Genomic DNA, 24,817 nt, shown 5'->3' with positions numbered 1-24,817 from the left:
GCGGGCAGTGGCTCCTTCATACTGTAGGAGCCGGGTTCAGCATAAGACAAGCTTGCGGGTAACGCCATTCTCTTCCTTCGCCTTCTCGATCAGCTCGCTGAAGCGTTCGTGGCCGATGACGGTCGGGTATCCGGCCACCGTCTGTGGCTGCCGCTCATCGTTGAGCATGTCATTTGCGAGGTCGGTCAAGGCAATTAGGGAAAGATCGGACAGCTTCTGTTTGCCGAAGTCGCTTGCTTTCAGCCAATTCAGCTGCTGGCGTGCGGAGCGTCCCAAATATTTGTACACTGCCAATCTTGCCGTAATCGCGTCGGCGACCGTGTCGCCATTCTTCGCCACCATCTCCACGCCATCGAACTCGATCTCCGCGAGCTTCCGTTTCTTCCATTTCCTTGCCATGGAGAGTTTCGAAAACGTTCTTGTGAAGCTGAAGCTTTGGCCACTGGCGGACTTGCGGATCTGCACACGGTAAGAGTGTCCTCCAGTTTCGCCGGGCATCTCTTGAATGTTAGGCTCGATACTGCGAGATTTGGCGTCTTTCTTGCGGCGACCATCAGACGTACTGTGAGGTGGGATTTGCGGGAATTTATTGTTCAAGCCATTGGAGGCGCCCGGAACATGATGTGGCAGCACCTGAGCCGCAGGTTTCGAATTCACAGTGTTGAGGGATCGCGAAAAATTTATGATATTGTTGGACATGTGCAGAGTACCTTGATTGATGATGTTCAGAATGTTGGATTGGATGGCGAAGCCCGGAAATCGCGGCTCTGCGACCGCGCTGGCGGCCCCCTGCACCGTGCGAGAGATTCGCGCTGTGAACTGCTACGCCGTAGCAACTCTGCTCGAAGAACCCGGCGAAACTCGGCAAAACCTGGTAAAATCGGGTGATTTGCGGGCGGAAAGTCGAGCGAGAGTAGATGAAAAATACTGTTAAAACAGCGACTTGTCAGGCGTCACGGCTTTCCGTGGCACCCATGATGGACTGGACAGATCGCAACTGCCGTCTGTTTCATCGCCAGCTAACCAGTGCTGCGTTGCTTTACACCGAAATGGTCACCGCGCCGGCGATTGTTCATGGCAAGCGGGCGCAGCTTTTGGATCATCAGGGCGACCATCCGGTGGCGCTGCAACTGGGGGGGTCGGACCCGGCTGAGCTGGCGCGCGCGACGCGGATCGCGGCTGATTGGGCCTATGATGAGGTGAACCTGAACTGCGGTTGCCCCTCGGATCGGGTGCAATCGGGGGCGTTCGGTGCGGTGTTGATGAAAACGCCCGATCTTGTGGCGGAGTGTGTGGCAGCGATGATTGCGGCCTCGCCGGTTGCGGTGACGGTGAAATGCCGTATCGGCGTTGATGACCAGACCCCCGAAGATGTGCTGCCGCGTTTTTTGGAAACCGTATCGGCGGCGGGGGTGACGCGCTTTCAGATTCACGCGCGCAAAGCGTGGCTGCAGGGGCTTTCGCCCAAGGATAACCGCGAAATTCCACCGCTTGATTACCCGTTGGTGCTGCGGATGAAGACCGAGTTTCCGCATCTTCACCTTTCGGTCAATGGCGGCGTGACGGGGATTGCGCAGGCCAAAGCCTTTTTGGAGCAGGGCCTTGATGGCGTAATGATCGGCCGTGCAGCCTACCATGATCCGTTCAACACACTGGGCGCGGTGGATGCGGAGCTGTTTGGTTTGGGCCAACCGAAGGATCCGTTCGATGTGGCCGAGGCCATGCGCCCGGTGATTGCGGCACATCTGGCGGGTGGGGGCCGGCTGCATCAGATCACGCGCCATATGTTGGGGCTGTTTCACGGCCGCCCCGGTGCGCGGGGCTGGCGCCGGGTGCTATCGGAAGGGGGCACCGCCGAGGGGGCGGGCCTTGCCCTTTATGAAGCGGCCCTGGCACAGGTGCTATAAGATCGTCATGCGGGCACTGGTATCTGCCCTGCGCCTTCGTTAGGCAGATGCAAACCCGGAGGATCTGATGCCCGATCTAGCCACGCTGACACCGATGATCCTGACGTTGATGGCGGTGGGGGCCTTTGCCGGTCTGCTTGCGGGGTTGTTGGGGGTAGGGGGCGGCATCGTGCTGGTGCCCGCGTTTTATTGGGTGTTCTCTACAATGGGCTACGGCTCAGAGCAGTTGATGCAGGTCTGCGTTGCGACCTCGCTTGCCACGATCATCGTGACCTCATGCCGTTCGGTGTTGTCGCACCATAAGAAGGGCGCGGTAGAGTGGAGTATTCTGCGCGGCTGGGCCCCCGGTATCATTGTCGGCGCGGTCTTGGGGGTGATGGTCGTGTCGCGCCTGAGGACGCCGACATTGCAGGCGATCTTTGGTGGGCTGGCGGTGCTGATCGCGCTTTATATGGCGTTCGGGCGTAGCGATTGGCGCATTGCCAACCGTATGCCGACGGGCATTATCCGGGCCAGTCTGTCACCGGTCATAGGGTTCTTGTCGGTGCTGATGGGAATCGGCGGCGGGTCGTTCGGTGTGCCCTTGATGACACTGCATGGGGTGGCAATTCATCGGGCGGTGGCGACAGCGGCGGGGTTTGGGGCGCTGATTGCCACGCCCTCGGTGTTGGCGTTTCTTTTTGTGAAAATCCCCAGCGCACCACCACTTACGATCGGCGTTGTCAATCTGCCGGCTTTCGGCGTCGTGATTTCAATGACCCTGCTGACGGCGCCCTTGGGGGCGATGCTGGCCCATCGGGCAGACCCCAGACTGCTCAAGCGGATCTTTGCCGCGTTTTTGATCCTTGTCGCCCTCAACATGCTGCGCAAAGCGTTGTTCTGAGGCCCGGCGGGCAATAGCACCCCTGCCACCCTCGGGATGGGTGCCCTAGCCCCGTTCGGCCAGTTTCGCGGCATCCCATAGCGCGTCCATCTCGGCCAGATCGCTGTCTTCGGGGCGTTTGCCGCGTTTTGTCAGCGCTGATTCGATTGCGCCAAAGCGGCGCGTGAATTTCATGTTGGTGGCGCGTAGCGCGGCTTCGGCATCCAGGCCCAGATGCCGCCCCAGATTGACCATCACGAACATCAGGTCGCCAAACTCTTCGGCCAGCGCATCAGGGCCCAGCGTGTCCCGCGCCTCGACCAATTCGCCCGCCTCCTCAACGATTTTTGCCAGAACCTCATCGGTTGAAGGCCAGTCAAAGCCCACCCTTGCGGCGCGCTTTTGCAGCTTTAGCGCGCGGGTCAGCGCCGGTAGCCCAAGGGCGACGCCATCCAGCACCCCGGTTTCGGCCCGTGCGCGCCGTTCAGTCGCCTTGATCGCCTCCCAGTCTGCGGTTTGCTGTTCAGGCGTCTTGTCACGGCTTTCATCGCCAAAGACATGCGGGTGCCGGGCCACCATCTTGTTGCAGATCGTACGGGCCACGCTGGAAAAATCAAACTGCCCTGTCTCGGAGCCCATCTGCGTGTGATAGACCACCTGAAGCAGCAGATCGCCCAGTTCCCCTTCCAACTCATCCCAGGCTTGCCGCGCGATGGCATCGGCAACTTCGTGCGCCTCTTCAATGGTATAGGGGGCGATGCTGGCAAAATCCTGCGCGATGTCCCAGGGGCAACCGGTGCCGGGGTCGCGCAACCGGGCCATGATGGCAATCAGGCGCGCCATCTGCTGTTCGGCCCCGCCCGACGGGTCTTGGATCAGGGCATCGTCGGATTTGGTCATTGCGTGGCGCCTAAAATCGGATGATCTTGGAAAGTATCGCCAACCACCCGGAAGAGTCCACATGCCCGTCCTGAATCGAATAGCCGCCCTGGCCCCAGAAATGACCGCATGGCGCCGGCACCTGCATGCCCACCCCGAACTGTCGTTCGATTGCCACGAAACTGCCGCCTTCGTGGCCGCGCGTCTGCGCGAATTCGGGGTAGATGAACTGCACGAGGGCATTGCCAAAACCGGTATTGTGGCAATCATCAAGGGGCGCGCCGAGGGTCCGGTCATCGGGCTGCGCGCGGATATGGATGCGCTGCCGATTGAGGAACTTACCGGTGCCGAATACGCCTCGAAAACCCCCGGCAAAATGCACGCCTGCGGGCATGACGGCCATACCACGATGCTGCTGGGCGCGGCGAAATATCTGTGTGAGACACGCAATTTCGCAGGCTCGGTCGCGCTTTTGTTTCAACCGGCCGAAGAGGATGGCGGTGGTGGTGGGGTGATGGTGAAAGAGGGTGTGATGGAGCGGTTTGACGTCACGCAGATTTATGGCATCCACAATGCCCCCAACATCCCCTTTGGGCATTTTCACACAACGCCGGGGCCATTCATGGCGGCGGTTGATACGGCTTGGGTTCATGTCACCGGCAAGGGGGGGCATGGCGCGATGCCGCATGATTGCATTGATCCGATTCCGGCAATGGCGGGGATGATCGGTGCGTTGCAAACCATTGTCAGCCGTAACCTTTTTGCGCTGGATGAGCTGGTCGTTTCTGTCACCCAGATCCATTCAGGCAGCGCCACGAACATCATCCCCGAAGAAGGCTGGTTCTGCGCCACGATCCGCAGCTTTACCCCCAAAGTCCGCGAACTGGCTGAAAGGCGCTTTCACGAAATTGTCAACGGCCACGCCAGCGCTTATGGTGTCAGCGCGCGGATCACCTATGAACGCGGTTATCCCCCGACGGTAAATGACGCCCAAAAGGTCGCACTTGCGGGCGAGGTCGCGGCAGAGGTGTCGGGCGAAGCGGCGGTTGAGGCCAATGCCGGGCGTGAAATGGGCGCTGAGGATTTCTCTTACATGCTGGAGGCACGTCCGGGGGCGTATCTTTTCCTTGGGCAGGGACCAAGCGCGGGGCTGCACCATCCGGCCTATGATTTCAATGACGAACTGGCCCCGGTTGGCGCGACTTTCTTTGCGCGCCTGGTGGAACGCGCCCAACCCTTGGGCTGAGCGATCCATGGCGCAGCGTGGTGATGGGGCAGGGGCCTTGCGCTTGCGAAGGCGCATCACCACCTGACTGGCCTTGGCGCACGAATATGTGTGTTGCGCCAGCCGGGGCCTTTGCGCGCCTTGCCAAGGGCAAGGGCCGCAGGTAAGTTGCCGCGCAAAAACCGGGCCCTTGGCCAAAAAACAACAGGCCACAGGCCCCAAAGACAAAGGACCACTACATGTTCGCAACCCCCGCTTACGCTCAGGCCGCCGGTGGCGCCGGTGGCGCCGCTGCCTTCGGTCAGTTCATTCCGCTGATCCTGATCTTTGCGATCATGTATTTTCTGCTGATCCGCCCGCAGCAGAAAAAGGCAAAATTGCACCGCTCCATGGTCGACGCGCTGCGCCGCGGCGATCAGGTCATCACCCAGGGCGGCATCATTGGCAAAGTCACCCATGTGCGCGAAGATGGTGAGGTCGAGGTGGAAATCGCGACCGGCGTCAAGGTGCGTGTGGTCAAGTCAACGATCACGACAGTGCTGTCGAAAACCGAACCTGCTGCCGCCAACGCGAACTGAGTTTAACCCATGTTGTACATCTCCGTTTGGAAGCGGGTCCTGATCCTCGGAGTTTGTCTTCTGGGGATCGTGGCCGCTGCGCCCAACCTGTTCTATGGACGGGTCGAGGCGCATAACGATGCCGTGTCAGCGGCGGAAAAATCTGGTTTCGAGACCCCCGAGCAGGCGGTGGAGCGGGCAAGATGGCCCGATTTCCTGCCCTCGGGTCTGGTTAACCTGGGGCTGGATCTGCGCGGTGGTGCGCATCTTCTGGCCGAGGTGCATGTTGAAGATGTCTACAAGGCCCGGATGGATGCGCTCTGGCCCGAAGCCCGCGATGCCGTCCGCAAAGCCGCCGGCACGGCGCGCCGTGCCCCCTCCAGCGCCGATACGCTGCGTATTCTGGTGGGCGACCCGGCCAAGCTGCCCGACGCGCTGGCGGCCGTCAAGGCGCTGGCGACCCCGGTGGTCAGCCTGACGGGCGTAGGCCAAAATGACATCACCGTAGCCGCCGAGGGCGACCAGGTGGTGATCGGCCTTTCCGATGCGGAGCGTGCCGCGACCGATGATCGTACCATGCAGCAAAGCCTTGAGATCATCCGCCGCCGTGTCGACGCGGTTGGCACCCGCGAGCCGACCATTCAGCGTCAGGGCTCTGACCGGGTCTTGATTCAGGTGCCCGGAATAGGTTCTGCTTCTGAATTGAAGGCGATCATCGGCACTACGGCGAAACTCAGTTTCCATCCGGTGCTGGCGCGTGGCTCCAACCCCGACGCCAATCCGGGGGTCGGCAATGTGATCTATCCATCGCTCGACCAGAAGGACGTCTACTATACGCTGGATGCAACCCCGGTTGTCAGCGGTGATGACCTGGTCGACGCGCGCCCCGATTTTGACCAAAATGGCCGCCCTGCGGTAGCGTTTCGGTTCAATACTACCGGCGCGCGAAAGTTCGGTGATTATACCGCTGCCAATATCGGCCAGCTTTTCGCAATCGTTCTGGACAATGAGGTGATCTCAGCGCCTGAAATCCAGAGCCATATTCCCGGCGGGTCCGGCATCATCACCGGTAATTTCACGGTTGAAAGTTCGACCAATCTTGCGGTGCTGTTGCGCGCGGGTGCGCTTCCGGCAAAAATGACCTTTCTGGAAGAACGCACCATCGGCCCGGAACTGGGTCAGGACAGCATTGACGCGGGTCGCGTTGCCGCGCTTGTGGGCCTGGTCGCGGTCGTTGTGTTCATGATCGCCTGCTATGGCCTCTTTGGGGTCTTTGCCTCGGTGGCGCTGGGGGTGAACATTGCACTGATTTTTGGCATTCTGTCGATGATCGGCGGCACGCTGACCTTGCCGGGTATTGCCGGGATCGTCTTGACGATTGGCATGGCCGTCGACGCCAATGTGCTGGTGTTTGAGCGTATCCGCGAAGAGCTGAAAACCGCCCGTGGCCCCGCCCGCGCGATTGAGCTGGGATATGAAAAGGCTATGTCAGCGATTGTCGATGCCAATATCACCACCTTCATCACTGCGGCGATCCTGTTCATCGCGGGCTCTGGCCCGGTGCGGGGCTTTGCGGTGACGCTGGTGATCGGCATTCTGACCTCGGTCTTTACCGCGATATATGTAACGCGGGTGCTGATCGTGGTGTGGTACGGCTACCGCCGCCCAAAAACCGTTATTGTGTAAGGGGATAGACATGGCATTCCGTCTGAAACTGGTCCCCGAGGTTACTCATTGGGATTTCTTCCGCCACGCGTGGGCGACCTTTGGCTTTTCCGTGTTGATGGTTGTGGCCTCGATCATCGTGACCATTACCATGGGCCTCAACTTTGGTATCGACTTTCGGGGGGGCACCACGATCCGCACGGAATCGACCGGCGCGGTGGATGTGGGGGCATACCGGGCGGTGATGACGCCGCTGGATCTGGGCGATGTTGCAATTTCCGAGGTGTTCGACCCGACTTTTGCGGCTGACAAACACGTCGCAATGATCCGCATCCAGGCGCAAGAGGGCGCGGAGAGCATAAGCCCCGAGGTGATCGCCCGCGTTGAGACGGCCTTGCAAGGGTATGATAAATCTATCAAATTCCAATCGGTGGAATCCGTTGGCCCCAAGGTTTCGGGTGAGTTGATCAAGACGGCGATAGAGGCTGTCCTGGGGGCGACGCTGGCAATTCTGGCCTATATCTGGTTACGCTTTGAATGGCAGATGTCAGTTGGGGCAGTGATTGCGCTGGTCCATGATATCACGGTGACAGTGGGCATATTTGCGCTGTTCCAGATCAAGTTCGACCTGACGATCATCGCGGCACTGCTGACGATTTTGGGGTATTCGATCAACGATACAGTGGTGATTTTTGACCGACTGCGCGAAAACCTGATGAAATACAAGACCATGCCGCTGCGAGATGTGATGAACCTGTCGGTCAACGAAACTCTGTCACGCACGGTGATGACTTCGGGGACGACGCTGATTGCGCTGATTGCGCTGTTGGTGCTGGGGGGTGACGTTATTCGCGGCTTCGTGTTTGCGATGACCTGGGGGGTGGTGGTCGGCACCTACTCATCGGTTTTCGTGGCCAAGAACGTGGTGCTGTTTTTGGGATTGAACCGGGATCCGAAAAAGAAGGCGGACGGCGCCGATAAATTCTTTACCGAAAAGATGCCTGATAACGGGTCCAAGTCCTGATATGCCTTTGATTGAAACCAGCTTTGGTTCGGCTTTACCGATTGACGGCTATGGGCCGGGGTTCTTTCGTGTGGATGGTATCGTCTATCCCGGCGGTATTGTCATTCGTGCCGAGGGGTTGACCGGTTGGCAGGGCTACGCGGACCGCGCGCCGCTGTTGTCTCTTGCGGGGGCGATTGATGTGCTGTTCATCGGCACCGGGGCCGAGATTGCACATCTGCCGCCCGATCTGATCGCAGCACTGGAAAGTCGGGGGCTGATGGCCGAGCCGATGTCGACCCCTTCGGCGGCACGCACCTATAATGTGCTCTTGTCTGAGGGCCGCCGCGTGGCGGCAGCATTGTTGCCGATGCCGGGGCGTCGCGAAACAGCATGCTGAGCCTTGCGCCGCGCAGGGCATTGGGGTGGATGGCCGCATGAATGTGCTTTCGGTTTCTGATCTTGCGGTGTCGCGCGGGGGGGTGCCTGTCCTTGAGGGGGTGAGTTTCAGCCTGCAAGCGGGTCGTGCGCTGGTGTTGCGCGGCCCGAATGGCATTGGCAAAACAACGATGCTTCGCACGCTTGCCGGTTTGCAACCCGCCCTGAAAGGCAAGATTTCGATGCCACCCGAAACCATTGCCTATGCGGCCCATGCGGATGGGTTGAAATCCACCCTGACGGTACGCGAGAATCTTCGGTTTTGGGCGTCGGTGTACGGCTCGGGCGATGTCGCCCCGGTGCTGGCCGCGATGAATCTCGAGGCGCTGGCAGATCGTGCCGCGATGAGCCTGTCGGCAGGTCAAAAGCGCCGGTTGGGCCTTGCGAGATTATTGGTTACGGACCGCCCCTTTTGGGTGTTGGATGAGCCGACGGTTTCGCTTGATGTGGCCTCTGTCGCGTTGTTCGTGGCGGCTGTTCGCGCGCATCTGGCGGCGGGTGGTGCGGCCCTGATGGCGACGCATATCGACCTTGGAATAGACGAGGCCGAGATCCTGGATCTTGGCCCCTTCAGGGCGCGTTCTCCGCAAGCGGGTGGAATCGTCGGCGGCTTTGATGAGGCCTTCACATGATATGGGGTGAGGGCTACGGGTGCGGGACGCTCCGCGGGGAGTATTGTTGCCAAAAAAAAGCCCTGCGGGTTTGTGAGTCCTGTCAAACGGCACATTCGTCAGGCGGGTGTAGGGGCAGATCTGCCTTTGCCGGGGGCTGGGCATGATAGCCTTGTTGATACGGGATCTGAGACTGGCCATCCGCGCGGGTGGTGGCTTTGGCCTTGGGCTTGCGTTCTTTTTGATTGTCACCACGTTGGTGCCCTTTGGTGTAGGGCCTGAGGGGGGCACTTTGGCAAGGATTGCGCCGGGGATATTGTGGGTGGGCGCGCTTTTGGCGTGCCTTTTGTCGCTTGACCGGATCTTTGCGCTGGATTTCGAGGATGGGTCGCTGGATCTGCTGGCAACCGCGCCGATCCCGCTGGAGGGGGTGGTGACGATCAAGGCGCTGGCGCATTGGATCACTACGGGGCTGCCGTTGGTTCTGGCGGCGCCCATTTTCGGGGTGCTGCTGCATTTGCCGGGTACGGGCTATTTTTGGCTTGTGGTGTCGCTGATGGTTGGGACGCCGGCGTTATCGGTGCTGGGCACTTTTGGGGCGGCGTTGACGGTGGGGTTGAAGCGGGGCGGGCTTTTGCTGTCGCTTCTGGTTTTGCCGCTTTATGTTCCCACGTTGATTTTCGGGGCAGAGCTTGTGCGCAGGGGCGCCGATGGAATGGAGACCAGTGCCGCGCTGCTGATGTTGGCGGGAATTACTGCGGCGACCGTGGCGCTGGTGCCTTTTGCGTCGGCTGCTGCCATCCGCGTCAATCTGCGCTAAGGAATTTGATCGCTGACGTGATAGTGAGTTGATCGCGCGAACAGAAAGAAAGTAGCCAGTACCCATGTCGATCTGGGAATATGCCAATCCGAAGAAATTCATGCAGACCTCGTCCTGGGCTTTGCCTTGGGTGACGGGTTTGGCGATTGCGGCCCTGTTGGGGGGCTTGATCTGGGGATTTTTCTTTACCCCGGACGATTACAAGCAGGGCTCGACCGTCAAGATCATTTATATCCATGTTCCTGCGGCGATGATGGCGATCAATATCTGGGTAATGATGCTTGTGACCTCATTGATCTGGTTGGTCCGGCGGCACCATGTATCTGCCCTGGCGGCCAAGGCCGCGGCACCTGTGGGCATGGTGATGACGCTGATCGCGCTTTTTACCGGGGCAATCTGGGGGCAGCCGATGTGGGGCACCTGGTGGGAATGGGATCCGCGTCTGACCTCGTTCCTGATCCTGTTTTTATTCTATCTGGGCTACATGGCGCTTTGGGAAGCGATCGACAACCCTGACACCGCGGCGGATCTGACCGGGGTTTTGTGTCTTGTCGGGTCGGTCTTTGCGCTGCTTAGCCGGTATGCGGTGAACTTCTGGAATCAGGGGCTGCATCAAGGCGCCAGCCTGTCGCTGGACGAGAAGGAGAATGTGGCAGATGTGTTTTGGTACCCGCTTTTGCTGTGTATCGCCGGGTTCATCCTGTTGTTTTTGACACTGGTACTGATCCGCACGCGAACCGAAATTCGTGCCCGCCGTCTGGCGGCGCTGGAAGCGCGCGAAAGGATGGCATGATGCCCGATCTTGGCAAATACGCGGGTTCGGTGATGGGGGCTTATGGGGTCACCATTGTATTGATTTTGGCACTGGTGGCGCTGTCGCTTTGGCGTTCGGCCCGCGTGAAGCGCGCGCTCGAGGCGCAGGAGGCCCGGATGGGGCGCAATAATAATGGCTAAAGTTTCGCTCATGATGTTGCCGCCGCTGGTTTTTGCGGGCTTGGCAGGGATGTTTCTTTGGGGAATGACGCGTGATGACCCGCGGCAGTTGCCCTCGGCCCTGGCTGGCAAAGAGGCCCCGGCGGTGCAGATGACGCCCCTGGGCGACGGGGCGCCTTTTACCGACGTCAATTTACGCGACGGGCAGGTAAAGCTGGTCAATTTCTGGGCCAGTTGGTGCGCGCCCTGCCGCGTTGAACACCCCAACCTTTCGGCGCTTGCCCATCAGGGGGTTCAGATCTACGGCGTGAACTACAAGGATACCGATGCAAAGGCGCTTCGGTTTCTGGCGGAACTGGGGGATCCCTACACCGCCAAGGGCGCTGACAGGTCTGGCCGGATGGGGCTGGAATGGGGCGTTTACGGTGTGCCGGAAACCTTTGTTGTTGATGGGGACGGCAAGATACTTTTCCGCTTTGCCGGGCCTGTCACGCAGCGTGTGATCGACAAGGATCTGCGCCCGCTGTTGGGCGAAATCACCTCTGTCGAACCTTGAATTCCACGATTTTTGACGTATATTAACGTCACTAGGTGTGGGGTGGATCATGAACATTGCTGCATTCTCTGAAAACGCGCTGTTTTCGCCACGGCTTCTGGCCGCAGAGCTGCGCACCTCGCAAGAAGAGGTGGCGCGCACACTGGGCCTTGGCCGTGACGCGATCGCGCGCAAGGATCGGCTGGCGTCCGCCAAGACCCAGACCCGGCTGCGCGAACTGGTGGAAATTCTCAACCGGATTGAGCCGCGGTTTGGCTCGTCGCTGCTGGCCTATGCGTGGTTTCGCTCGGAACCGCTTGCGGGTTTTGGCGGGCAAAGTGCCATGGCGCTGGTGCGCGACGGGCAAGCAGGCGCGGTTATGGACTATCTTGACGCGGTGGATGACGGCGTCTTTGCATGACGCCGCCTATTGGTGATCGGGCGCCCGCACCAGCCCTGCATTGGGTGGGGCTGCTGTATCGTGCGCTGAACCCCCGCTGGGCGGCAGAGCCATTGTCGGGCGAGGGGGCGCGCCGCCATGGCGGCCGCTTCAATCGGCCCGGTCGGTCGGCGCTTTACACTGCAACACATATTCTGACGGCGTTACGCGAGGCGGGGCAGGTGGGCGAACCGCTGCAACCCACAACCCTGGTGTCTTATGATGCCGATTTATGGCCGATTTTTGACGCAACCGATCCTGTCGCGCTTGCCAGCCGGGGGGTGGCGGCTGATATGCTGGCCGCCGATGATTGGCGGCTGGGGATGTTGAAAGAGGGTGTGGCCCCTACCCAAGCCCTTGCCGAGGAAATGATTTCCGAGGGTTATGCCGGGATGTTGACGCCAAGCTATGCCCGTGGGGCGCCAGCCAGTGCCACCAACCTCGTACTATGGCGTTGGGGCGGCGGGCAGACGCGACTGACATTGAATGATAGCGACCACCGGCTTGGCTGAGCTTTTCTCAAGCGTTACGTTGGCTTTGGTCTCCGTCATAATCTAGCAGGCCCGTTGTCACCGTTTGACGTTTAGGTGCAGGTCCGTTTGTTACCTTTCCCTCGCCCCACCGGACCGGACGGTTGTTCTTTGCGTTGATGAGAAGTCACAGATCCAGGCACTCGGCCGCATTCAACCTGGTCTACCGCTCAAGATAGGGCCGCGCCGCGATCATGACGTACGACTTCAAGCGTCACGGCACGACCACGCTTTTCGCCGCGCCGGATGTGAAATCGGGCGCGGTAATCGTTGATTGCAGGCCGCGACATCCGCTGCCCGGCAGTAGTTTGCCCGCGAACCACGAGAGGGGGGCGAAAAGGCTCCTGAAATCCCTGGCGCAGATCGACAAGGCCGTGCCCGCGCGTCGCGATGTGCATCTGGTGCTCGACAATTACGCCACCCACAAGACGCCTGAGGTGAAAGCCCGGCTGGACAAGCACCCGCGCTTAAAGCTGCATTTCACGCCCACCAGCGCATCATGGCTGAACCTTGTGGAGCGCTTCTTTGCCAAGATCACCTCAAAACGCATCCGACGCGGCAGCGATTCCAGCGTCGGTGATCTGGAAACCGCGATCTCCGACCATCTCGCCCAGCAGAGCGAAAAGCCAAAGCCCTTCAGGTGGACCAAAAGCACAGAGGACATCCTCATCCGAGAGCGCCGCGCACTCGACGCACTGGATGAAATAGATGGAAACAGGTAGGAAATGTCAGACTCGGAACACCAGGTAGATCAGCTTGGTCGCGGCCTCTTCGGTCGGAACGAGCCGGGCGCCCTGATTGATTACGGGATCAACCGGTTCAAGCTCTCAATGGCATTCGTCATGTAGATGATCTTGCGAAGTTGAAGCGTGAGGCAAACGATCCGGAGAATCGTTTGTAGCGCACAACGGATCAAAGGCGAAGAACGGGATCACCTCTTGCCTTGCCCGCCGCCAGACCGGAGCGATACGAGGCGTATTGCCCGACCTATTTTCCCTCGAAAGCGTCCAACTCGGCGGCAGCCTGATCGGCGGTGGGCGCTCTGTAAATTCGGCGCGGATCGGTGGCTGCGGCGTTGTGGTCTTGTCACGCTTGCGTTCCGGCCTCTCAACTCATTCATGCGGCCTTTCGCTCAAATGCCAAGGGCTTTTCCCGCCGAGTATGAATGGCGTCGGCGCGGGTTATAAAAGCCGTTGATATATGGGAAGATCGCGCCCGCGGCTTGACGGACGTGTCTTCCATCGGGTCCGCCAGACCGGCTCAGCCTTGACGGATTTGAAGAACGCCTCAGCCATGGAATTATCATGGCAATTGCCCTTGCCGCTCATTGATACCTTGAAGCCGTACTTGGGCAAGCGTTCGTGATACTCGTTGGAACAGTAGCGAGATCCCGTTACCCGGCAATGGTTTGCCTGCAAACCATGACAGGGCACTTCTGGCTCGGCCCATCCGCTGAAAAATCCTCACTCTCATCGAATACAAACATTCGACTGCCGTGCAGCGGATCCAGCAGGTTGGGCGCGATGTTGACCGTGTGATTGCTGTCCGTCGTGGACTTGTATTTCTGCGTTCTGATGGTCTTGAGGCCATTCTCGCCCATCAGACGTCCGACCCTACGGTGCCCCACCTTCAATCCAAGTTCTTGTAGCGCTTCGGTCATCCGAGGTCGCCCATGGCTTTGCAGGCTTGAACGATGCTCTTCACGGATATGAGCCAAGATTACCATACCATCGCGTTGTCGTTGGCTTATTGGGGGCACCCGCCACGCACGGAACCCACGCGGTGTGACCCGTATTATCTGGCAAAGAAGCTCCACAGACCACTTTTCTTTCCAGGCATCGGTGAAAGCAAACCTCGCCCGCTGCCCGGCAGCGCATGTTTGCATGCGCGAGAGGGGGCTTTGGCCCGCAAAGAAGATCGCCGGTTTTTCAACACTTCCCTCTCCTCGCGCAGAAGTCGGACTTCTTTGCGAAGGCGACTGTTCTCCTTCTCAACGTCTTCATCCGGCCCTGACATCAGATCGTCGTGCTGATGTTGCTGAACCCACTTGTTCAATGTCGACAGTCCAACACCCAAATATGATGAAACTTGAGGCCGTGTTAGTCCCTTTGTGATCGCGATACGCACCGCATCATGCCGAAACTCGTCCGTATATCTCGTTGCCATTTCATATCTCCTTCATCGCAAACACTGCTCGAAAGAGACCGGAACCAAACCGCGACGAGACCAAGTTGCATCAAGACCTTCTTCAAGACCCTCATGACCGGCCGCCGGATCGAGGATATTCGCCTGCCCACCACAGACCGCTTGGCCAATTGCATCGCCCTTGCCTGCGACACTGCCTGGAGGCTCTCATGGATGACTTGGCTCGGAAGGGCCGAACCAGCGGGTGCCTCGGCTGCTGTTTTCACCGATGCCGAATTTGGACCTACTTGACCGCACACCCCCTGCACCGCGCCCGGGCTACACGCGCGATCTCGCCTTTTACCCGAACGCCGTCGCACGGCTTGGCGGTTACCTCGCCCGACGACATGACCTACCGCCAGGAACAACCATCCTTTGGCGCAGCCAGCCCCCCTCGCTGACCTTCTTGTCGGATTCAAGGCGGCTGAGCGAAGCGGCAAGACAACTTGTGGGTAATTGAAAGAAAAATGGGGCGCGTACTCTTTGCCGCCCCTCATAGTTTTTCGGCTTTTTTTTGGTAAAAATACTCCTGCCGGAGGCTCCTGTCATGGATCCCGATGCCCCCCTCGACCGCATTTTCACCTTTCAAAATCAACTTCGCCAAAAAGAAGCGCATATGCCCTCAAAGCCCCTACTTTACGCGCCTGCGAGCCGATCCTATAAGGCGGCATGATCTGGCTGGCCTTCATACCTGCACGAATTACTGGCCCGGCGCTCTCAATCCGCAGAGCCGCCGGGACGTGATGCCATGCCCGGGCGCGCGCCGCGCCCTTTCCCCTATCAAGGACTTTCCCGATGTGTGCCGATACCCCCGCTTCCAGCCCAGATTACCGCAGCACCGTCTTTCTGCCGCAAACCGAATTTCCGATGCGTGCTGGCCTGCCCGCACGCGAGCCTGAATGGCTGGCGCATTGGGAGCGGATCGGCATTTATGACCGGCTGCGCGCGCAAAAGGGCCGCGCACCCTTCGTGCTGCATGACGGGCCGCCCTATGCCAACGGTCATCTGCATATCGGCCACGCGCTGAACAAGATCCTCAAGGATTTCATCGTCCGTTCGCAGCAGATGATGGGCAAGGACGCGCGCTATGTGCCCGGTTGGGACTGTCACGGACTGCCGATCGAATGGAAGATCGAGGAACAGTACCGCGCCAAGGGTCTGGACAAGGACACCGTTGACACCGTCGCTTTCCGGCAGGAATGCCGCAAGTTCGCCGAGGGTTGGATCGATATCCAGCGCGACGAATTCAAGCGCCTGGGCGTCACCGGCAAGTGGGATGCGCCCTACCTCACGATGGATTTTCATGCCGAGGCGGTGATCGCCGAAGAATTCATGAAGCTGCTGATGAACGGCAGCCTTTATCAGGGCTCCAAGCCGGTGATGTGGTCGCCGGTGGAAAAGACCGCTTTGGCCGAGGCCGAGGTCGAATATCATGACCACACCAGCCACACGATCTGGGTGCGGTTTCCGGTGGTACAGGCGGATTTCGTGGGCCGTATCGACGAGGGCGGCACCCTTCCTGCAACCGGGGCGCCTGCTGATGCGCACCATAAGAATGCGTCAATCCTTAAGTCGGCCAGCGTTCTGATCTGGACGACAACCCCTTGGACAATCCCGCAAAACCGGGCCGTCGCGTTCAACCCGGACATCGCCTACGCGGCCTTTGAAATCACCGAGACGGGCGAGGGGTCCACCGCAAACCTGGGCGAGGTTGTCGTTCTGGCCATGTCGCGTGCGGAGGAGACGTTTGAAAAGGCCAAGGCCAAGGCGGTGCGCCTGTTCGAGTTGGACAGCAACAGCCTTTCGGAAATGACCCTCGCCCATCCGTTCCGTGGCGTTGCGGGTGCGAGCGGCGAATGGGATTATCCCGTGCCGATGCTGCCCGGCGATCATGTTACCGACGATGCGGGCACGGGCTTTGTGCACACAGCACCCAGCCATGGCGATGACGACTATCAGCTGTTTTTGAAATTTCAGGGGCCCAGCCACCCCGACCTGAAGATGACCTACAACGTTGAGCCTGATGGCAGCTACCGCGCCGATCTGCCGCTGTTCGGCGGCCAGCAGATCATCACCCCAGAGGGTAAGGAGGGCCCGGCAAACGTCAGCGTCATCAAGCAGTTGGCCTATTGCGGCGCGCTTCTGGCCAAGGGTAAGTTGAAGCACAGCTACCCGCATAGCTGGCGCTCAAAGGCGCCGCTGATCTACCGCAACACGCCGCAGTGGTTTGCCGCCATCGACAAAAAGCTGGACGACGGCATGGGCACTTACGGCGATACGATCCGCAGCCGCGCGCTGACCTCTATCGACCAACTGGTGCAGTGGACGCCGCAGACCGGGCGCAACCGGCTTTACTCGATGATCGAGGCGCGGCCCGATTGGGTCTTGTCGCGCCAACGCGCCTGGGGCGTGCCGCTGACCTGTTTCGTCAAAAAAGGTGCGCGCCCGACCGACCCCGAATTCTTGCTGCGCGACGCCCATGTCAACGCCCGTATCGTGCGCGCGTTTGAAACTGACGGTGCCGATGTCTGGTATAAGCCCGACTTCAAGGCAACCGCGCTGGGCCCCGACTATGACCCCGACGATTTCGAGCAGGTCTTTGACGTGCTTGATGTGTGGTTCGATTCCGGCTCTACCCACGCCTTCGTGCTGCGCGACCGGGCCGATGGGGCGCCCGACGGAATAGCCGACCTTTATCTGGAAGGCACTGACCAGCACCGCGGATGGTTCCATTCCTCGATGCTGCAAGCCTGCGCCACCACGGGCCGCGCGCCCTACCGGGGCGTGGTCACGCATGGCTTCACGCTGGATGAGAAGGGCATGAAAATGTCCAAATCATTGGGCAATACGATCTTGCCTGACGCGGTGGTCAAGGAATACGGCGCCGATATTCTGCGGCTTTGGGTGGCGCAGGTTGATTTCACCAATGACCAGCGGATCGGCAAGGAAATCTTGAAAGGCGTGGCCGACAGCTACCGCAGGCTGCGCAATACCATGCGTTTCATGCTGGGCAACCTTGCTGATTTTTCCGAGGCCGAACGCGTCGCCGCCGCCGATTTGCCGGAACTGGAACGCTGGGTGCTGCACCGTCTGGCGGAACTGGATCAGACCGTTCGCAAGGGCTATGCTGCCTATGATTTCCAGGGCGTGTTTCAGGCGCTGTTCAACTTTTGCACAGTTGATCTGTCAGCGATCTACTTTGATATCCGCAAGGACAGCCTCTATTGCGATACTGCGGATAGTGCCGCGCGGCGGGCGACGCGCACCGTGCTGGACCTGCTGTTCCACCGGCTGACCACCTGGCTGGCGCCGATCCTGGCGTTCACGATGGAAGATGTCTGGCTGTCGCGCTTTCCGGGCGAAGAGTCGTCGGTCCATCTGCTGGATATGCCCGCAACCCCCGAGGGGTGGCGGGACGATGCCCTTGCCGCGAAATGGGACGGCATCCGCCGCGCCCGCCGCGTTGTCACCGCAGCACTTGAGGTGCAGCGCACCGCGAAGGTCATCGGTGCCAGCCTTGAGGCCGCGCCCGTGGTCCACATCGAGGATGCGGGCCTGTTGACGGCGCTCAAATCGGTCCCCTTTGCCGATCTGTGCATCACCTCGGATCTGGTGCTGACCGCCGACCCGGCCCCGAACGAGGCCTTCCGCCTGCCCGAGATCCCCGGCATCGGCGTGGTGTTTGAATTGGCGCCGGGCGACAAATGCGACCGCTGCTGGAAGATCCTGCCCGACGTGGGCACCCACGCCCACCCCTGCACCTGCGCGCGCTGCAACGCGGCACTGGGCTGATCTTTGGTTGACCGCCTGCCCCCCGTGGCCGCGCCCCCATCAAACCAGGGCGACCACGGGGGGGCGGGCGGCCAGCAGAGCCATGCCGCTATGTCATAAGCGTTGTGCACAGGCCCCGGTGGCCCTTGCCGTGAACCCGGCGCCGGTTTACCGATAGGCGCAAAGCAGGGGCAGGGGGCGGGCAGGCGGTGACAGTCGGGGTAATGCTGGCGGTTCTGGGGGCGGCTTTCCTGCACGCGCTTTGGAATGCGCTGATCAAGATCGGGGCGTCAAAAGTCGGCTCGATGGTGGTGCTGTCGGTGATGGAAATCCCGATTGGGCTGGCCGTGGTGATGACCCGGCCCTGGCCGAATGTGGCGGTGCTGCCTTGGGTTCTTGCGGCGGGTTGTACCCATTTTGCTTACAAGTTTTTCCTGACCTACGCCTATGAGCAGGGCGACCTGAGCCGGGTCTATCCGATCGCGCGCGGGGCGGCCCCGATGGCGGTGGCGCTGATCGGCGCGCTATTTCTGGCCGATGCGGTCAGCGCCGGGCAATATGCGGGTATTGCGGTGCTGGGGCTTGGTATCTTGTTGATGTCCCGCGGAATTTTCACATCCGGAGAGTCGCGCCGGATGCTGCCTTTTGCGTTGGGATCGGCGGCGGCAACGGCCAGTTATACGCTGATTGACGGGCTGGGCGCGCGCGTGTCTGGCGATGCGGTGGCCTATGTTGGCTGGATTTTCATTTTGGATGGGATCCTGTTTTCGGTGGGCATGGTGGCGTGGAAGGGGCGCGGAATGCTGTCGGGTGGCCTGCGCGGCTGGGCATTGGGCGGTTTTGCCTCGGCGGCGTCTTATGGGGCCTATGCGATATCGGTCTGGGCGATGACGGTGGCGCCGATTGCGGTGGTCGCGGCGCTGCGCGAAACCTCAATCCTGTTTGCGGTGCTGATCGGGTGGTTGGTGTTTCACGAACGGATGACCCCGACCAAGGCAATGGCCGCGGTCATGATCGTGGCGGGTGTGATCCTGACCCGGCTTTAGGCGGCAGACGCCTGACCGCACCTGACCCCGGCCAATGCCGTCCGGTAAACGGTGCCTGCCCGGTCCTTGCACACAAGCCCTTGCCCAAGGGTCGTGCGCGCGCCGGAACCTGACGACCCCGGCCGCGCAATCAACTGGCGTTTTCAGGTGTTCTTGCCCCTCAAAGCGTTGCCACAAAGAGGGCCAATCACTTGGCGGCCTTGTGTGTGGCGGGTTTGTAGTCGCCCGGCGGAACCTGGAACGCCACATTCATGCGATTCCAGCTGTTGATGGCAATCACTGCCGCATTAAGATTGACCAGTTCTTCTTCGCTGAATTGGGCGCGGGCGGCGTCATAAACTTCGTCGGACACATCACCGCTGGAAATGGAGGTCACAGCCTCGGTCCAGGCAAGGGCTGCGCGTTCGCGCGGGGTGTAGAAAGCGCATTCCCGCCACGCGCTGAGCAGATAGAGCCGTTGTTCGGTTTCACCAGCGGCGCGCGCGTCCTTGGTATGCATGTCCATGCACCAGGCACAGCCGTTGATCTGCGAGGCGCGCAGCTTGACCAATTCGCCAAGGCTTGGCTCCAGCCCGCAATTGTTGACATATTCCTGCAACCCGGCCAAGGCCTTGTAGACGCCTGGGGCAACCTTGGCGGGGATCAATCTTGCGTTCATTGTCGTCTTCCTTTGTGTTGAGCGAGGGCCGGCGCGTCGCGGTGCGTTTTTCAGCCCTGCGGATCTGCTTCGCGCGTTGCCGAGCTGTTTGCAAATGGCAAAACCGGGGGCACACGAAGTCGTGCAAAAACGATGCTACGATTTTCGCCCGATGCGCCCGTCTATAGAGGTGATCCTATGGTTCAAGAAAGTGTCATATTGAACACCTGCCATGGCCGGCAGATGCCGCATGGCAGGCAGGCTCGCATAATCGTGAAAAAGCACCGGGCAGGGATTACCCCTTGAAAAACCCCGTTAAGCCAGCTTTCGGGGTTAGGATTCAGCGTATCAGGGGGCGGTTGATCCGCAGGGATAAAGCCGCCAATGCGCTTGCAATCAAGCGTCGTCGTCGACTATCTCAGAACGGTTCTCATTAAAGAGGTTGGATGATGGCAAAGCAAGAGCGACATACCGACCCCCGCAGGCTGATTCTGGCGGCGCTCATGTGCACCATGATGCTTGCGGCGATGGATACCACCATCGTGTCGACGGCCATTCCGCAGATCGTGGGGGATCTGGGCGGGTTCAGGTTGTTCAGTTGGGTCTTTTCGATCTACCTGCTGGCCCAAACCGTGACGATCCCGATTTATGGCAAGCTGTCGGACCTGTTTGGCCGCAAACCGGTGCTGATCGCGGGGACGTTGATATTTCTGGCCGGCTCGGCGGCGTCCTCGCTGGCCTGGGACATGATTTCGCTGATCGTGTTTCGCGGTTTGCAGGGGTTGGGGGCCGGCGCCATCATGGCGACGGTTTCAACACTGGCGGGCGATCTTTATTCGGTTCGTGAACGCGGTGCGGTTCAGGGCTGGTTGTCAAGCGTCTGGGGTGTTGCGGCGATCGTTGGGCCGCTTTTGGGCGGGGCGCTGGCGGAATATGTGTCATGGCGTTGGATATTCCTGATCAACCTGCCCATCGGCGCGTTGGCGCTGGGGCTTATCGGCACGCTCTTGCATGAAAAGTTTGAACCGCGCCAACCGCGGATTGATTATGCCGGTTCTGCGCTGGTGCTTGCGACGGTTGGGACGGTGATATTTGGTCTCTTGCAGGGCGGGCAGGCGTGGCCATGGCTGTCCGCCACCAGTGCTGCGATTTTTGCGGCGGCCGCGGTACTGTTGACGCTGACGGTCTATGTAGAGCGAAAAGCATCCGACCCGGTGATGCCGGGCTGGTTGTGGCGCCGGCGCGATCTGGCGGTGTCAAATCTGGCCATGCTGGGCATGGGGGCGCTGATGATGGCGCCAAGCGCCTACCTGCCGACCTTTTCGCAGTCTGTCCAAGGGCTTGGCGCCATTGCCGCAGGGCTGGTGCTGGCAACCATGAGCATCGGCTGGCCTGTTGCCTCGGCCTATTCCAGCCGGCTTTACATGCGGATCGGTTTTCGGGACACGGCATCGGCGGGGGCGGCCCTGATCTTGATTGCGGCCATCGGGTTTTTGCTGATCCGGGCGCCGCAACCCGTATGGCAGGTAGTTGTGGTTCAGGTGACGCTGGGCGCTGGCCTTGGGCTTGTTTCCACATCCTTGCTGGTGGGGGTGCAGTCGGTGGTTGGATGGGATCGGCGCGGCGTGGTGACCGGGGCCAGCATGTTTTCGCGCTATCTGGGGCAAAGCCTGGGTGCGGCGCTGTTTGGTGCCATTTTCAATGCGGTTGTGTCAAAACGGTTGGCCAAGGCCCCCGCGGCAATCGCGGATGCGCTGCCGCCTGATGTGAACGGGGTCATCGCAGCCTTGCATTCAGCGCACGCACAGTCAGGCACCGCGTCCTATCTGCGTGATACGATCGCGTTGGCGACACATGATCTGTATCTGGGCATGGCCGCAATTGCAGTATTGATGATCGCCGTTTTGATGGTCGCGCCGCGTCATTTTCCAATCCTGTCGCATGAGGTGCGGTAAGGGCACACGGGTTCCGGCCTGCCTTTGGGGATGCAGGGTGCCAAGGGCAGTTGAACAGATTGGGCTTTTCTTTTTGGGCGTATCGGGCATTCTGACGCCAAGCCCGAGGAGGAATGATGAAACCCGATTACCCCGAACACGCCGCCCCCGCCGATGCTGCCGCCCGCAAGGCAGTACAGCCCGTAATTTGTTACCCGGTCGAGGGGTTGCCCGCCCCCGACATGGCCGCGATCCGTGCGGCCCGCGACGGCTGGGAAAAGGTCCGCGAGGTCTTGATACCCCCGCGTGAGGCGGGTTGTTTTGAGGTGCCGGCGGGTTGGTTCTTTCGGATCCGCTCGGTTGAGGGGCCACAGGTGGGCGATTTGAACCTGTGGAACGCGGCGGATCTGACTGAAAGGTTCTATTCGGGCAAGACGCGGGCGCTTCATGGCACGCATCTGAGCACGGGGGACAGGATGTGGTCCTCGTTTCCGGCGCTGCGGTCGATGGCGGTGATCAGCGATGATACGCTGGATTGGTATGGGTTTGATACCTACGGCGGTGCGGTACATGACGTGATTGGCACGCGCTGCGACCCCTATACCCATTGCTTGCTGTCAGGCGGCGATCAGTATCACCACTGCTGTCATTCCAATCTGACGCGGGCTTTGGCCAAGACGCGGGGGTTGGCGTTGCAAGAGGCCGAGGCGCTGGTGCATGATGTGCTGAATGTGTTCATGTGCACCGGGTTCACCCGCGATACCGGCCAGTATTTCATGAAGGCCAGCCCCGTGCAGCCCGGCGATTATCTGGAGTTTTTCGCTGAGATCGACCTGTTGGGGGGGCTTTCGGCCTGTCCCGGTGGCGACTGCTCGACGGTGCATTCCTCGGATAAGGCCGCATGCCATCCTTTGCTGGTTGAGGTGTTTCGCCCCAAGGCACCGCCCGCAGGATGGGTATCGCCGGGCCAAAACCGCTATGACCGAAGCCACGGGTTGTAAATCCGCATCCAAGAGCCCTGGGCGGGCAAGACTGACCTTGCCCGCCCAGGGTTGTTCAATAGCCTCGCGCGGCCGAACTGGTTTGCCGCGTATCCGCGCCCCCCAGCAGCAGGCCATCTTCGGCGTCAACCACGATTGACTGCGCCGAACCCATGGTCTCCATCACTTCGACAACATGGCCCTTGGCCTCCAGCGCGGCGACGGTATCGCGGCTTAGGCCTTCTTCTACGCGCAAAACCTCGGGTAGCCACTGGTGGTGGATACGCGGGGCGATGGTCGCCTCGGCCACGTTCATCCTATGGTCAATCACGTTCATGATGATCTGGGTGACGGTTGTGATGATCCGCGACCCCCCAGGGCTGCCGGTGACCATAAAGACCTTGCCGTCCTTCATCACAATGGTCGGGCTCATTGATGATAGGGGCCGCTTGCCCGGTTCAACCGCGTTGGCGTCGCCGCCGATCAGGCCGTAGGCGTTCATCACGCCGGGCTTGGCGGCGAAATCGTCCATCTCATTGTTCATCAGCACGCCGGTTCCGTCTGCAACCATTCCCGACCCGTAGGAAAAGTTGATCGTGTAGGTGTTGGAGACAGCATTTCCATCTTTGTCGACGATGGAATAATGCGTCGTCTGATCGCTTTCATAGGGTGTCAGATCCGCCGGCTTGATCTGATCGGACGGTGTCGCGCGGCCAAGCGTGATGCCCTTGCGGATGTCGGCCGCATACGCCTTGGAGATCAGTTGCGCCTGTGGCACGTCGTAAAAATCCGGATCGCCCAGATATTCCGAGCGATCCGCATAGGCGCGCTTCATCGCCTCGGCCATCAGATGGATCGTATCGGCAGAGTTGTGGCCAAGAAAACCAATCGGGTATTCTTCCAGCGTGTTGAGGATCTGGATGATGTGGATCCCGCCCGATGAGGGCGGCGGCATCGACACGATTTCATAACCGCGGTAGGTGCCCTTGACCGGATCGCGGCTGATTGCCTTATAGCCTGCCATATCCTCCATGGTGATACGGCCACCCGAGGCTTGCACCGCATCGACAATACTCTGGGCCGTCTGGCCCTGATAAAATCCGTCGGGGCCTTCATCGGCAATGCGTTGCAATGTTGCCGCAAGATCGGATTGAACCAGCAGATCGCCGGGTTCAAAGAACGCACCGCCTTCCTTGAAGAAGATCGCCTCGGATGCGGGCCACTTTTTCAGCCGTTTTTCCAATGCCTTGAGGCTGTCGGCCAGATCGGCAGTGACCACGATACCGTCACGCGCAAGCCCGATGGCCGGTTTCAGCACCTCGGCAAGGCTCATCGTGCCGTATTGATCCAGCACCATCTGCATTCCCGCGACCGTTCCGGGCACACCCGTTGCAAGACCGGTGTAGCGCGATTTTTCGCTGTCGGCGTCGCCTGCGTCATCCAAAAACATATCACGGTCGGCGTGCATCGGGGCCATTTCGCGGTAGTCGATAGCCTTCGTTTCGCCGGTCTTGGCATCATGCACGATCATGAAGCCACCGCCTCCCAGGTTACCCGCGCGTGGCAAGGTAACGGCAAGCGCGAACGCCACCGCCACGCCAGCATCCGCCGCGTTGCCGCCGGATTTCAGGATGTCACGCCCGACCTCTGCGGCGATCTCTTCTTGTGCTACGACCATGCCATTCTGGGCCCAGGCGGGGTGGATGCGGTCCATTCCGCTGTAGATTGCCGCCTCTTGGGCGGTGCCGCAGATTGGCGCCAGCCCCAGGACGCCGCTGACCACGGCTGCTAATGTTCGTCTCATTGTAACTCCCCCATTGGTTGTTCAACGCAGGGAAAGCTTACCTTTGGTTAATTGTTG

The 24,817-nt window shown here is 60.2% G+C and carries 23 protein-coding genes and 2 pseudogenes; 20 read left to right on the top strand and 5 right to left on the bottom strand.

Going from position 1 to position 24,817, the window contains the following annotated elements; translation table 11 throughout:
- Positions 1–36: 36 nt before the first annotated feature.
- Positions 37–699 (bottom strand): hypothetical protein, encoded by a 663-nt coding sequence (locus tag ACM62R_RS09950; RefSeq protein WP_415183894.1) that lies wholly within the window; start codon positions 697–699, stop codon positions 37–39.
- A 218-nt stretch (positions 700–917) separates the two neighbouring features.
- Between ACM62R_RS09950 and dusA the strand changes: the two genes are divergently transcribed.
- Both dusA and ACM62R_RS09940 read left to right on the top strand, forming a co-directional pair.
- Entirely contained in the window at positions 918–1,907 is a 990-nt protein-coding gene (gene dusA, locus ACM62R_RS09945; RefSeq protein ID WP_415183893.1) for a tRNA dihydrouridine(20/20a) synthase DusA, read from the top strand.
- Positions 1,908–1,974: 67 nt separating this feature from the next.
- The gene (locus ACM62R_RS09940; protein WP_415183892.1) at positions 1,975–2,790 is read left to right on the top strand and encodes a sulfite exporter TauE/SafE family protein; all 816 of its coding nucleotides are present in this window, start codon (positions 1,975–1,977) and stop codon (positions 2,788–2,790) included.
- A 45-nt stretch (positions 2,791–2,835) separates the two neighbouring features.
- Here ACM62R_RS09940 and mazG read toward each other — a convergent pair whose 3' ends face one another.
- Positions 2,836–3,669, bottom strand: coding sequence for a nucleoside triphosphate pyrophosphohydrolase (gene mazG, locus ACM62R_RS09935; protein WP_415183891.1), 834 nt, complete (start codon positions 3,667–3,669; stop codon positions 2,836–2,838).
- 61 nt (positions 3,670–3,730) lie between these two features.
- Between mazG and ACM62R_RS09930 the strand changes: the two genes are divergently transcribed.
- The 14 genes and pseudogenes from ACM62R_RS09930 (at position 3,731) to ACM62R_RS09865 (ending at position 13,126) form a co-directional block, all read left to right on the top strand.
- Complete coding sequence (locus ACM62R_RS09930; RefSeq protein ID WP_415183890.1) at positions 3,731–4,894, top strand: M20 aminoacylase family protein; 1,164 nt, start codon at positions 3,731–3,733, stop codon at positions 4,892–4,894.
- 218 nt (positions 4,895–5,112) lie between these two features.
- On the top strand, positions 5,113–5,451 hold the full coding sequence (gene yajC / locus ACM62R_RS09925) for a preprotein translocase subunit YajC (RefSeq protein WP_415183889.1): 339 nt from the start codon (positions 5,113–5,115) through the stop codon (positions 5,449–5,451).
- 9 nt (positions 5,452–5,460) lie between these two features.
- The gene (secD, locus tag ACM62R_RS09920; RefSeq protein ID WP_415183888.1) at positions 5,461–7,116 is read left to right on the top strand and encodes a protein translocase subunit SecD; all 1,656 of its coding nucleotides are present in this window, start codon (positions 5,461–5,463) and stop codon (positions 7,114–7,116) included.
- Between the two features lie 10 nt (positions 7,117–7,126).
- Positions 7,127–8,119 carry a protein translocase subunit SecF gene (gene secF, locus ACM62R_RS09915; RefSeq protein ID WP_415183887.1) on the top strand — a complete coding sequence of 331 codons (993 nt, stop codon included), beginning with the start codon at positions 7,127–7,129 and terminating at the stop codon, positions 8,117–8,119.
- A gap of 1 nt (position 8,120) precedes the next feature.
- Positions 8,121–8,498 (top strand): Mth938-like domain-containing protein, encoded by a 378-nt coding sequence (locus tag ACM62R_RS09910; RefSeq protein WP_415183886.1) that lies wholly within the window; start codon positions 8,121–8,123, stop codon positions 8,496–8,498.
- Between the two features lie 37 nt (positions 8,499–8,535).
- Positions 8,536–9,168: a heme ABC exporter ATP-binding protein CcmA gene (gene ccmA, locus ACM62R_RS09905; protein ID WP_415183885.1), complete on the top strand. Its 633-nt coding sequence runs from the start codon at positions 8,536–8,538 to the stop codon at positions 9,166–9,168.
- A gap of 142 nt (positions 9,169–9,310) precedes the next feature.
- Positions 9,311–9,967: a heme exporter protein CcmB gene (gene ccmB, locus ACM62R_RS09900; RefSeq protein WP_415183884.1), complete on the top strand. Its 657-nt coding sequence runs from the start codon at positions 9,311–9,313 to the stop codon at positions 9,965–9,967.
- A gap of 64 nt (positions 9,968–10,031) precedes the next feature.
- Entirely contained in the window at positions 10,032–10,760 is a 729-nt protein-coding gene (locus ACM62R_RS09895; protein WP_415183883.1) for a heme ABC transporter permease, read from the top strand.
- Positions 10,760–10,921 (top strand): heme exporter protein CcmD, encoded by a 162-nt coding sequence (gene ccmD / locus ACM62R_RS09890; RefSeq protein WP_415183882.1) that lies wholly within the window; start codon positions 10,760–10,762, stop codon positions 10,919–10,921. The genes ACM62R_RS09895 and ccmD overlap by 1 nt, the downstream gene beginning before the upstream one ends.
- Positions 10,914–11,456 (top strand): DsbE family thiol:disulfide interchange protein, encoded by a 543-nt coding sequence (locus ACM62R_RS09885; RefSeq protein ID WP_415183881.1) that lies wholly within the window; start codon positions 10,914–10,916, stop codon positions 11,454–11,456. Before ccmD ends, ACM62R_RS09885 begins: the two co-directional genes overlap by 8 nt.
- 49 nt (positions 11,457–11,505) lie before the next feature.
- The gene (locus ACM62R_RS09880) at positions 11,506–11,856 is read left to right on the top strand and encodes an antitoxin Xre/MbcA/ParS toxin-binding domain-containing protein (RefSeq protein ID WP_415183880.1); all 351 of its coding nucleotides are present in this window, start codon (positions 11,506–11,508) and stop codon (positions 11,854–11,856) included.
- Positions 11,853–12,386: an RES family NAD+ phosphorylase gene (locus ACM62R_RS09875; RefSeq protein WP_415183879.1), complete on the top strand. Its 534-nt coding sequence runs from the start codon at positions 11,853–11,855 to the stop codon at positions 12,384–12,386. Before ACM62R_RS09880 ends, ACM62R_RS09875 begins: the two co-directional genes overlap by 4 nt.
- A gap of 94 nt (positions 12,387–12,480) precedes the next feature.
- Positions 12,481–12,653, top strand: a pseudogene (locus ACM62R_RS09870) (IS630 family transposase); the annotation flags it as partial.
- Positions 12,653–13,126 carry a transposase gene (locus ACM62R_RS09865; RefSeq protein WP_415183898.1) on the top strand — a complete coding sequence of 158 codons (474 nt, stop codon included), beginning with the start codon at positions 12,653–12,655 and terminating at the stop codon, positions 13,124–13,126. The pseudogene ACM62R_RS09870 and the gene ACM62R_RS09865, both read left to right, overlap by 1 nt.
- 394 nt (positions 13,127–13,520) lie before the next feature.
- Here ACM62R_RS09865 and ACM62R_RS09860 read toward each other — a convergent pair.
- Positions 13,521–14,570, bottom strand: a pseudogene (locus ACM62R_RS09860) (IS3 family transposase).
- An 813-nt stretch (positions 14,571–15,383) separates the two neighbouring features.
- Here ACM62R_RS09860 and ileS point away from each other — a divergent pair.
- Both ileS and ACM62R_RS09850 read left to right on the top strand, forming a co-directional pair.
- Positions 15,384–18,380 (top strand): isoleucine--tRNA ligase, encoded by a 2,997-nt coding sequence (gene ileS, locus ACM62R_RS09855; protein WP_415183878.1) that lies wholly within the window; start codon positions 15,384–15,386, stop codon positions 18,378–18,380.
- A gap of 203 nt (positions 18,381–18,583) precedes the next feature.
- Positions 18,584–19,405 (top strand): EamA family transporter, encoded by an 822-nt coding sequence (locus ACM62R_RS09850; RefSeq protein WP_415183897.1) that lies wholly within the window; start codon positions 18,584–18,586, stop codon positions 19,403–19,405.
- Between the two features lie 187 nt (positions 19,406–19,592).
- On the opposite strand, the gene ACM62R_RS09845 is transcribed toward ACM62R_RS09850, so the two are convergent.
- A complete protein-coding gene (locus ACM62R_RS09845; RefSeq protein WP_415183877.1) occupies positions 19,593–20,063 on the bottom strand; it encodes a carboxymuconolactone decarboxylase family protein in 471 nt (156 codons plus the stop codon).
- 428 nt (positions 20,064–20,491) lie between these two features.
- Between ACM62R_RS09845 and ACM62R_RS09840 the strand changes: the two genes are divergently transcribed.
- Both ACM62R_RS09840 and ACM62R_RS09835 read left to right on the top strand, forming a co-directional pair.
- The gene (locus ACM62R_RS09840; RefSeq protein ID WP_415183876.1) at positions 20,492–21,997 is read left to right on the top strand and encodes an MDR family MFS transporter; all 1,506 of its coding nucleotides are present in this window, start codon (positions 20,492–20,494) and stop codon (positions 21,995–21,997) included.
- A 116-nt stretch (positions 21,998–22,113) separates the two neighbouring features.
- A complete protein-coding gene (locus ACM62R_RS09835) occupies positions 22,114–22,977 on the top strand; it encodes an urea carboxylase-associated family protein (RefSeq protein ID WP_415183875.1) in 864 nt (287 codons plus the stop codon).
- A 55-nt stretch (positions 22,978–23,032) separates the two neighbouring features.
- On the opposite strand, the gene ggt is transcribed toward ACM62R_RS09835, so the two are convergent.
- Positions 23,033–24,760: a gamma-glutamyltransferase gene (ggt, locus tag ACM62R_RS09830; RefSeq protein WP_415183874.1), complete on the bottom strand. Its 1,728-nt coding sequence runs from the start codon at positions 24,758–24,760 to the stop codon at positions 23,033–23,035.
- Between the last annotated feature and the right edge of the window lie 57 nt (positions 24,761–24,817).

Origin of the sequence: Phaeovulum sp. (assembly GCF_047638075.1) — a bacterium.
GTDB lineage: Bacteria > Pseudomonadota > Alphaproteobacteria > Rhodobacterales > Rhodobacteraceae > UBA6197.
The sequence above is the reverse complement of the archived record's forward strand: the minus strand, read 5'-3'. Positions and strand labels throughout refer to the sequence as shown.

Coding starts and splice junctions, on each gene's coding strand:
- ileS (WP_415183878.1), top strand. CDS start 15,384: ATGTGTGCCGATACCCCCGCTTCCAGCCCAGATTACCGCAGCACCGTC.
- ACM62R_RS09875 (WP_415183879.1), top strand. CDS start 11,853: ATGACGCCGCCTATTGGTGATCGGGCGCCCGCACCAGCCCTGCATTGG.
- ccmA (WP_415183885.1), top strand. CDS start 8,536: ATGAATGTGCTTTCGGTTTCTGATCTTGCGGTGTCGCGCGGGGGGGTG.
- ggt (WP_415183874.1), bottom strand. CDS start 24,760: ATGAGACGAACATTAGCAGCCGTGGTCAGCGGCGTCCTGGGGCTGGCG.
- ACM62R_RS09910 (WP_415183886.1), top strand. CDS start 8,121: ATGCCTTTGATTGAAACCAGCTTTGGTTCGGCTTTACCGATTGACGGC.
- ACM62R_RS09950 (WP_415183894.1), bottom strand. CDS start 699: ATGTCCAACAATATCATAAATTTTTCGCGATCCCTCAACACTGTGAAT.
- ACM62R_RS09930 (WP_415183890.1), top strand. CDS start 3,731: ATGCCCGTCCTGAATCGAATAGCCGCCCTGGCCCCAGAAATGACCGCA.
- ACM62R_RS09885 (WP_415183881.1), top strand. CDS start 10,914: ATGGCTAAAGTTTCGCTCATGATGTTGCCGCCGCTGGTTTTTGCGGGC.
- ACM62R_RS09840 (WP_415183876.1), top strand. CDS start 20,492: ATGGCAAAGCAAGAGCGACATACCGACCCCCGCAGGCTGATTCTGGCG.
- ACM62R_RS09835 (WP_415183875.1), top strand. CDS start 22,114: ATGAAACCCGATTACCCCGAACACGCCGCCCCCGCCGATGCTGCCGCC.
- yajC (WP_415183889.1), top strand. CDS start 5,113: ATGTTCGCAACCCCCGCTTACGCTCAGGCCGCCGGTGGCGCCGGTGGC.
- secF (WP_415183887.1), top strand. CDS start 7,127: ATGGCATTCCGTCTGAAACTGGTCCCCGAGGTTACTCATTGGGATTTC.
- dusA (WP_415183893.1), top strand. CDS start 918: ATGAAAAATACTGTTAAAACAGCGACTTGTCAGGCGTCACGGCTTTCC.
- ACM62R_RS09850 (WP_415183897.1), top strand. CDS start 18,584: ATGCTGGCGGTTCTGGGGGCGGCTTTCCTGCACGCGCTTTGGAATGCG.
- ACM62R_RS09940 (WP_415183892.1), top strand. CDS start 1,975: ATGCCCGATCTAGCCACGCTGACACCGATGATCCTGACGTTGATGGCG.
- ACM62R_RS09845 (WP_415183877.1), bottom strand. CDS start 20,063: ATGAACGCAAGATTGATCCCCGCCAAGGTTGCCCCAGGCGTCTACAAG.
- ACM62R_RS09895 (WP_415183883.1), top strand. CDS start 10,032: ATGTCGATCTGGGAATATGCCAATCCGAAGAAATTCATGCAGACCTCG.
- ccmD (WP_415183882.1), top strand. CDS start 10,760: ATGCCCGATCTTGGCAAATACGCGGGTTCGGTGATGGGGGCTTATGGG.
- ACM62R_RS09880 (WP_415183880.1), top strand. CDS start 11,506: ATGAACATTGCTGCATTCTCTGAAAACGCGCTGTTTTCGCCACGGCTT.
- mazG (WP_415183891.1), bottom strand. CDS start 3,669: ATGACCAAATCCGACGATGCCCTGATCCAAGACCCGTCGGGCGGGGCC.
- ccmB (WP_415183884.1), top strand. CDS start 9,311: ATGATAGCCTTGTTGATACGGGATCTGAGACTGGCCATCCGCGCGGGT.
- secD (WP_415183888.1), top strand. CDS start 5,461: ATGTTGTACATCTCCGTTTGGAAGCGGGTCCTGATCCTCGGAGTTTGT.